The organism is Marivivens donghaensis (assembly GCF_030410045.1).
Taxonomy (GTDB): domain Bacteria; phylum Pseudomonadota; class Alphaproteobacteria; order Rhodobacterales; family Rhodobacteraceae; genus Marivivens; species Marivivens donghaensis.
Window position 1 is genome coordinate 1 of sequence record NZ_JAUFRA010000011.1, and the last position, 5,499, is coordinate 5,499.

Here is a 5,499-nt window from a genome sequence, read left to right on the forward strand (position 1 = left end):
ACCTACGATAGTTAAGTCATCCTCAATCGTTGAGACTTCCGATGCTTAAACCACTCTTCATTCCTACCTTGCCATTCTGAAACGTCAGATAGGGATGCCATGATTGTATCGATATCTAGGTGGTCTGAAGGTTGTTCCTTCTTAAGGTAGCTCCAGTCTACTGCCTCAACTGAGATATCAATATCTGCCTTAAATCTGTCCTTAAAAGCCTGTTCCATTACATCTTTAAGCTCTTCACGGTAACCGTGGTGCATTATGAAACTGTCGTGAACTGGGTAGACAGGGATATCGTGCTTAGCAAAGTGAAGCATGATGCGCTCTGCAATACGACTGTCCTCATACTGCAACTTATTACCAATGCCTTTGAAGAAGTATTGCTCAATCGGTTGATGGGCTTTTAGTACAGCCTCACGGATTTCCGCCCATTTCATGCCAACCTTCGACAGGTCAATCGCCTCAGGGCAATTCTTAAGTGGAGTTGGTGACTGTATCATCGCATTGAAAGCCTGCTTGGCTAACTTACGGTGTTTGTCACCGAGAATACGATCATATGCGTCCGCACTGCCCATTTCTTTGCCTGCCATCGCATACAGGATGTTCGGGTTTAGCTGAGAATAGTCGAGTTCCTCTGTGCGCTTTGTATCAATGGTTAGGTATTTGCGGTATTCACTGGGTATATTTTGCCACCAGCCACGGTAGAACCGCCCTCCATGTTTGAAGTCAGGATTGCTGAAGATACGTACGAGAGTTCGTCTGGAAAAATCGATTGGGTTCTTATCGGTTCGGCTATTAATTCTCTGGGCTATCGTGGCATATTCCGTGTCGGGTAGCTCAATGTCGAGCCAATGCCGCAAGAGGCATTGGTTGATCTTGAGTAGCTTGCGTCGATGCCTATTGGTCTGTGCAGTTTCAACGTAGTCGATTAGTACTTTACGTTGATCCGACTTCGATCTGAGCAGTACGGTTTCATCATCCTTGCTAGGCTGGAAGTAGATGGCGGGGTAAACGCCAAGGTCATTGAATAACCTCTCTAATTTATCAGAAGACTGATACTCAGTGAGCTTACCTTGCATCTTAAAGGGGTCGTAATATCCCTTTTGGGTCTGCTCGATGTATCCAAGTTTCAGCAGCCCATCATAAGCAGGCTTAAACGTTCGATAGGTGAGATTGGGATCAGCATATCTATTGGTATGTGAGTAGTGGTTACTGCCCAAATGAACCGAACATCTTCTTACGGGGATTGATCTGAGCGCTTTCCATGCATCTTCAACAATGACTGAAACCGCATTTCTAAAACGTCGCTTGGCTTCTTTGTACCTTGGTCGTTTCTTAGCTTCTTGCTCTTCGATTTCTTTCACTAGCTGATCTACAAGTTCGTCGAAACAATCCATGATAATAATCTCATTTTGACATTTTCTGGGTCGGTTGCAGGTTACGCTCATCTGGAATGTTTTCAATAAATATGGTCGGCACACATAAATGTACCCTGAAGGGCAGTAACTAGCCTGAAACCACGCACAAGATTTGGCTTTTGCAGTGCTGAAATTAACTGATCGAAGCAGTCTTACAGCTTGAAAAATCTGCATAAATGAGTAAAACTATGGGTGCTAAGTGTTGAACACATTCGCTGTTCGACTTAGCACGTTCCCCACTCCGTATCGGTTATCAGGCATAAGCCCTTTTCGTGATGTGCTATGCTTGTGTAATGCTTGAGCGAATACATCATATAGATACATGATGGATAATCCACACTACATATGGATACATCATAGCTACTGATGTAGTTTACGTTCTTACAGATTAGTTCGGTAAGTAACACACTCCAGCCTCAACTTACTAAGGCCGAAACCATTCACTGTTTCGCCTTCATCTTCGCCTCTTTGTGCACTCCACGTGTCTGCGCAGACCAAGCAAAGCCCTCCTATACAACGACAAACCAACAAGGAACAGACTATGAGCAGTCTCAATGGGTTGATGCGCCCTGATGCATCCCGCAATGCCACACCAGATCATGTTGAAGCTCTAAGGCAAAACATCCTTGGCGCATCGTTGCCTTCATCGCTCCGTGCAATGTTGAACAAGATGTCACCAGAGCATCGTGCTCAGATTGAAACATTAGCGAAGTTGCTACATCAGTCCGCATTGGCACTCGGAAAGCCTTACTCCCATGTCGCCAAATCTATGTGGCCTAACATGTCATATGAACGCCGAGACATGATCGTGGGGTGGCTAGAAGCAGCAGTCCCCCAGACTGAGGTACCTAATCAGGTGAACACCTCAACGTCCTCCACGGAACAGGGTACTCTAAATAACATCCATAATGAATGGGCGCAGGCATTAGGCATAACATTTGATGAGCCACGTAGAGGCACTGAGAGGGGTGCTGCAGAGTCATCTCTATCCTTTATGGATAAGCTCATACAAAGCGAAAGCAGCGGCTCTCAGGTGGCATCCTATACGACACAAGATGGTCGTTCCTTTGTAGGCTACTTACAGTTTGGAGAAGCTCGCCTGAATGACTACAAAGCCGCAACAGGCGCAGAGTTCACACAAGATGAGTTCATCAATGACAGTGCGCTTCAGTCACGAGTTGCAGCATGGCACATCGCAGACATTGATGCCGCTATTGATGGCATAGGTGAACCCGCCCAGCGCTTCAACAGAGACGGTCTACGTGCTGCAGCACACTTAGGTGGCATCACAGGTATGAAGCGGTTCGTGCTTTCTGACGGTCAGTACAATCCATCAGACGAACTTGGGACATCACTACGGGATTACTATGAACGCTTCAGTGAAGGCTGAGGTTTAGTCTTAGGGCAGATAGCCCAAACAAAAAGAGGCGACCCGAAGGCCGCCTCAAATCACTTTTCAAATAGTTCCGAGTAACCGTCTTGAGACAATGCTAATAGTTCATCCTAGCCGTTTCTTTACATTCAAGATGTAACGAGGTTGCCGTCACCGTCTCGGAATTTCCCAAGCAAGATCATCACAAAATCAATCAAAGTCCAGATTCCGAGCCCACCCAGAGTGAGGATCATAAGGATACCAGTACCTGGTTTGCCAACCATGAATCGATGTATGCCCAACGCACCTATAAAGAAGCATACGAGAGCTAAAGTTACCTTGCTGTGGCGTGAGCCGCCTACTTGCGGGTTCTTGGCCCCGCAGTTAGGGCAGGCCTGCGCTGTTTCATGCATTTCTTTCCCGCATCCTGAGCAGAACATCATCTTCTTAATCCCTTATTGATACTTGCGTGCAAAGTTTTCGTCGCTTTGCGTTAAAAAAACAAGCCCCTCAATGAACCCAATGAACATTGGAATAAAAGTCCAACAGAATAGAAGGTACAAAATACCTAGACCAATGTTTCCGAGATAGAAATGATGAGCACCAATTCCCCCGAGGAGCAAGGCGAATAAGCCAGCTATGTTTTTGTCCTTCGAACTAATCGGAGCAGAGCTTGGATTTCTTGCCCCGCATTTTGGGCAACTGTTAGCAGTTTGGTGCATAGTGCCGCCACATCCAATACAGAAAACTTGGTTCATACCAGGTCGTGCGTGGGGGGTAGTCTCTTGGCTGAATTCTGATCTGGTTTGCGGTTTTCCAGCGCTTGGCTGCGGCGCACCACAATCAGGGCAGAATGCCGCATCAAAATGCATTTTTCGAGCACAAGCGTGACAAAACTTCTCATCAGAGGCTCTCTGTTGAGGGCTTTGGTAGCGAACAACGTCATTTGTCATTGGAAGCCTCCCCTTTATTATACTGCAACTCCCGCAGAGATTGGACTTTGTATCCACAAAGATTTAAAAAGTTTTGAAAGAATGTTATAGCCGTTATCAATGAAAGTGCTGAATGTCGAAAGAGGGTCGATCAACATAAACACAAAAATCCAAGAAATTGTTAAAATTAATCCTGAGACCATACCGATTTTGACGATTTTGCGATTGTTTTCAGGTAGCTTCTGGCTCCGTATTAGAACGTAATTGATTATACACAACATCAGGCCCACGACACAGGCTGGAAATACTGGAGTGATACTCAATAAGAAGCCGATGATCACTGCTCGATCAGTGCGTCTAATCCGTTGCTGCAAGTTTCCAGCGAGGTTTAGTGCTTCCTGTTCAAGTTTGCTTTGGTGAGACACAGTATTGTAAAGTCCTATTTGAAACAGCCAGAGCATCGTGGAAAGCGCAGAGGTATTCGATTGCCACTTACATGGTTTAGATATTGTCAAGACTACAGTGCAATCCATGAAGTATCAAAGCAAGAGTAAAGATGACTAGATTAGCACTTTCGGTGCCCTAATTTTACGGCATCCCAGTCTATGTAAGTCGCTATCCAACGCAAATCGTGGATAAATGTAGCACTGAATCAATCCATTTCTCGCATTGCAAACCGTCTAACGGTGCAACAGGTCAGATCACTGGAGGTTCTCCTGTCTCGTCTCCGTAGACGGTTCAGTACAGACACATCTACCTTTCCAGTGAAGTCACTCAGGAACGTTGGCTACATCTTCCACGGCAACTGTAAGATCACCGACTAAGCAGCGACTTTCTTTGCGGCCTTCTTAGTCCGTGTGGCGATATACTCGAACTCTTTGTTATTCGGCGCCTCACATCTACGTTGTGTGAGCAGAACGTAGCCACCTTCGTAGAGATACAGCGCCTCACGTTTCAATGGAGTCGATTCACCCTGCCTCTTCCGCATGTAGATCATTCTTTCACCGACATCTGCCTGCATCACATATCGGGCAAACTCAGGCGGGGACATCTTGGTAAGGTCAACAACAGGCTTCTGGGTCATTCAATCATCAATCGTTAAGTTGCAGCCCGAGCATCCAAAACGAAGTGTCAGGCTGAGCCTACCTATGCTGATGTAGTAGTACGGGGTGCATCAGGTTGGGTGTGTTTTAACCACTTAAGATCGACGGCATTGGTAGATGTCTTTGGGTAAGACAATCTGGTCCATACCGATGCGGTTCATCTGGTCCAAATAGTCGAAGTGGTTTGTCAGAACACCATCAGCGATAACTCTGTAGGTGGATTGCTGAAACATGAAGGCCACGATGCCAGTGTTGGTCACTGTCACCCAACGGATGTCATCATCGCCCCAAAACAATACTTTGCCAGGATTACCTGTACCGAACTGAGCAGACATTCTGCCGCTATTGAGTGTGAGTGGCTGATCTTCACCTGTAGCCATATTCTTACATGTAAGGCTAATGCCATCGGCTAAAGCGGCAGTGGCACTGAAGGCTAACATGGTGACGAAGATCACAGCTTTGAGCATCAACCTAACTCCAGCGTTGTCGTAGTTTGATCAGTATAAGCAACCTCAGTACGGAATGTCTTCTCTTACTCTAACCACGATTGGATTAGACCACCTAGATATCGATACAATCATGGCATCCCTATCTGACGTTTCAGAATGGCAAGGTAGGAATGAAGAGTGGTTTAAGCATCGGAAGTCTCAACGATTGAGGATGACTTAACTATCGTAGGT

6 protein-coding genes are annotated in these 5,499 nt (G+C 46.1%); 1 reads left to right on the forward strand and 5 read right to left on the reverse strand.

Annotated elements, in window-relative coordinates; all coding sequences use genetic code 11:
• Positions 1 to 11: 11 nt before the first annotated feature.
• Positions 12 to 1,391 (reverse strand): hypothetical protein, encoded by a 1,380-nt coding sequence (locus QWY83_RS14140; protein WP_290246022.1) that lies wholly within the window; start codon positions 1,389 to 1,391, stop codon positions 12 to 14.
• 562 nt (positions 1,392 to 1,953) lie between these two features.
• On the opposite strand from QWY83_RS14140, the gene QWY83_RS14145 reads away from it, so the two are divergent.
• Complete coding sequence (locus QWY83_RS14145) at positions 1,954 to 2,802, forward strand: hypothetical protein (protein ID WP_249947323.1); 849 nt, start codon at positions 1,954 to 1,956, stop codon at positions 2,800 to 2,802.
• Positions 2,803 to 2,933: 131 nt separating this feature from the next.
• Here the strand turns inward: QWY83_RS14145 and QWY83_RS14240 are convergent, their stop codons facing one another.
• From QWY83_RS14240 to QWY83_RS14160, 4 genes are all read right to left on the reverse strand, one after another.
• Positions 2,934 to 3,227, reverse strand: a complete 294-nt coding sequence (locus QWY83_RS14240) for a TM2 domain-containing protein (protein ID WP_353958957.1) — start codon at positions 3,225 to 3,227, stop codon at positions 2,934 to 2,936.
• A 12-nt stretch (positions 3,228 to 3,239) separates the two neighbouring features.
• Positions 3,240 to 3,737: a TM2 domain-containing protein gene (locus QWY83_RS14150; protein WP_249947324.1), complete on the reverse strand. Its 498-nt coding sequence runs from the start codon at positions 3,735 to 3,737 to the stop codon at positions 3,240 to 3,242.
• A 799-nt stretch (positions 3,738 to 4,536) separates the two neighbouring features.
• A complete protein-coding gene (locus QWY83_RS14155; protein WP_249947325.1) occupies positions 4,537 to 4,800 on the reverse strand; it encodes a hypothetical protein in 264 nt (87 codons plus the stop codon).
• A gap of 114 nt (positions 4,801 to 4,914) precedes the next feature.
• Entirely contained in the window at positions 4,915 to 5,154 is a 240-nt protein-coding gene (locus tag QWY83_RS14160) for a hypothetical protein (protein ID WP_249947326.1), read from the reverse strand.
• Positions 5,155 to 5,499 lie beyond the last annotated feature (345 nt).

Bases quoted from the DNA above. Each gene is read 5' to 3' on its own strand.
- QWY83_RS14140 (WP_290246022.1), bottom strand. From the start codon at position 1,391: ATGGATTGTTTCGACGAACTTGTAGATCAGCTAGTGAAAGAAATCGAA.
- QWY83_RS14145 (WP_249947323.1), top strand. From the start codon at position 1,954: ATGAGCAGTCTCAATGGGTTGATGCGCCCTGATGCATCCCGCAATGCC.
- QWY83_RS14240 (WP_353958957.1), bottom strand. From the start codon at position 3,227: ATGATGTTCTGCTCAGGATGCGGGAAAGAAATGCATGAAACAGCGCAG.
- QWY83_RS14150 (WP_249947324.1), bottom strand. From the start codon at position 3,737: ATGACAAATGACGTTGTTCGCTACCAAAGCCCTCAACAGAGAGCCTCT.
- QWY83_RS14155 (WP_249947325.1), bottom strand. From the start codon at position 4,800: ATGACCCAGAAGCCTGTTGTTGACCTTACCAAGATGTCCCCGCCTGAG.
- QWY83_RS14160 (WP_249947326.1), bottom strand. From the start codon at position 5,154: ATGTCTGCTCAGTTCGGTACAGGTAATCCTGGCAAAGTATTGTTTTGG.